The sequence below is a fragment of the Streptomyces sp. NRRL S-118 genome, from assembly GCF_000716335.1.
GTDB lineage: Bacteria > Actinomycetota > Actinomycetes > Streptomycetales > Streptomycetaceae > Streptomyces.
Genome location: NZ_KL591056.1, coordinates 1,748 through 4,038, shown reverse-complemented (window position 1 = coordinate 4,038; position 2,291 = coordinate 1,748). Strand labels below are relative to the sequence as shown.

The 2,291-nt window shown below is 74.6% G+C and carries 1 protein-coding gene; it reads left to right on the top strand.

What is annotated here, in order from left to right; genetic code table 11:
* Positions 1–60: 60 nt before the first annotated feature.
* On the top strand, positions 61–2,291 hold a 2,231-nt coding region (locus IH00_RS38575), incomplete at its 3' end, for an SDR family NAD(P)-dependent oxidoreductase (protein ID WP_158828214.1).

The window sequence follows — 2,291 nt, the reverse complement described above, 5'->3', positions numbered from 1 at the left end:
CGGTGGGATGGACGCAAGACCACGCGCCTGCGGGTCTCGCACGCCTTCCACTCCGCGCGCATGGAGCCGATGCTGGCGGAGTTCGAGGCCGTGGCGCGCGGAGTGCGCTTCGGCGAGCCGCGCATCCCCGTGGTGTCGAACCTGACCGGGGAGCCGGTGCCGGCCTTCGACGCCGGCTACTGGGTGCGGCATGTCCGCGGGGCGGTGCGGTTCGCCGCCGGGGTGCGGACCTTGTGGAACCTGGGTGTGCGCCGGTTCCTGGAGCTGGGTCCGGACGCGGTGCTGACCGCGATGGCCCGGCAGACCCTGGACGGCGAGAGCGGCGCGGTGTTCCTGCCGGTGCTGCGCGCCGGGCACCCGGAAGCCGCGACGTTCGCGACCTTCCTGGGCCGGGCGTACGCGTCCGGGCTGCCGGTGGACTGGCCGGCGTACTACGCCGGTACGGGCGCACGCCGCGTACCCCTGCCCACCTACGCCTTCCAGCGCGAGCACTACTGGCCGGCGCCGGGCACCGGGATGGGCGACGTCACCGCGGCCGGCCTGGGCCGCGTCGATCACCCGGTCCTCGCGGCCGTGGTGCGGCTCGGGGACCGCGACGAGTGGGTGTTCACCGGACGCGTGTCCACCGACACCCAGCCCTGGCTCGTGGACCACCAGCTGTTCGGCACCACCGTCGTCCCGGGCGCCGCACTGGTCGACCTGGTCCTCGCGGCGGGTGCCCGCACCGGCCTCCCGGTCCTCGACGAGCTGGTGCTCGAGGCCCCGCTGCTGCTGGAGGACGGTGTCGCACGGCAGCTCCAGGTCACCGTCGGAGCGGCCGGCGACGACGGCCGCCGCGAGGTGGCGGTCCACTCGCACGCCGAGTCCGGCGAACTGCTGCTCTCCTCGCACCCGGAGGCGGGTGACGGCGAGACGGACACCGTCTGCCACGCGCGGGGCGTCCTGAGCCGCGGGACCACGGCAGTGGCCGCGCAGTGGCCCGCCGTGTGGCCGCCGGAGGACGCGGAACCCCTGTCGGTGGACGACCTCTACAGCCACCTGGCCGACATCGGCTACGGCTACGGCCCCGCCTTCCAGGGCGTGCGGGCCGCCTGGCGCGACGGCGACCGGTGCTATGCCGAGGTGGCGCTCCCGGAGAGCGCCGGCGGTGGCGCGCACGGCGTGCATCCCGCTCTGTTCGACGCCGTGCTGCAGAGCGCCGTCTTCCCGCTGTCCGCCGCCGACGACAACCGGCTCCGTGCGCCGTTCAGCTGGAGCGACGTGCGGATCGATCAGCCGGGGGCCACACGGCTGCGGGTCCTCTCCACCCTCACGGGCGAGGACACCGTGCGACTGGAGGCGGTCGACGAGACGGGCGCCCCGGTGCTGTCGGTCGCCTCCCTCACCGTCCGCCCCGCCCAGCAGGCGAGCTTCGACAGCGCCAAGCGGTCGCTGTACACCCTCGACTGGACGCGCGTCACCGCGACCGGCGCGGCCGTACGAGCGGTGGATCTCGCGGAGCTCGACCAGGCACTGGCCGAGGGGCCGCCCGATGTCGTGGTCACGTCCGTCGGGACGCAGGCGGGCGCCTCGGCGCGGACCGTCGCCCTGGCCGCTCTGGAGCTGGTCCAGCGCTGGCTGGCGGATGAGCGGGTGGCGGGTTCGCGGCTGGTGTTCGTGACGCGGGGTGCGGTGTCGGTGGCGGGTGAGTCCGCGGACGTCGCGCAGGCCGCGGTGTGGGGCCTGGTGCGCAGTGCCCAGTCGGAACACCCGGGCCGGTTCGTCCTGGTGGACGTCGACCCTGAAGCCGGGGGCGACGGAGCCGACTGGGGCGCCGTGATCGGTTCCGGCGAGTTGCAGGTGGCCGTACGGAACGGCCGGCTGCTGGCGCCGCGACTCGGCCGCGCCCCGGCCGGTTCGCCCCGGCAGTGGTCGGCGGAGGACCGTGTGCTGATCACGGGTGGTACGGGTGGTCTGGGTGCGCTGGTCGCGCGGCATCTGGTCGGGCGGGGTGTGCGGGACCTGGTCCTGGTGAGCCGGCGTGGCGGTGCTGCGCCCGGTGCGGCGGAGCTGGCCGCCGAGCTGACGGGGCTGGGCTGCGACGTACGGGTCGAGGCGTGTGACGTGTCCGAGCGCGATCACGTGGCTGCCCTGCTCGATGCGCTGGAGCGTCCGTTGACGGCTGTGGTGCATGCGGCGGGTGTGCTGGACGACGGTGTGGTGGAGTCGCTGTCGGCGGAGCAGGTCGAGCGGGTGATGCGGCCCAAGGTCGATGCGGCGCTGCATCTGCACGAGCTGACGGCGGGGATGGA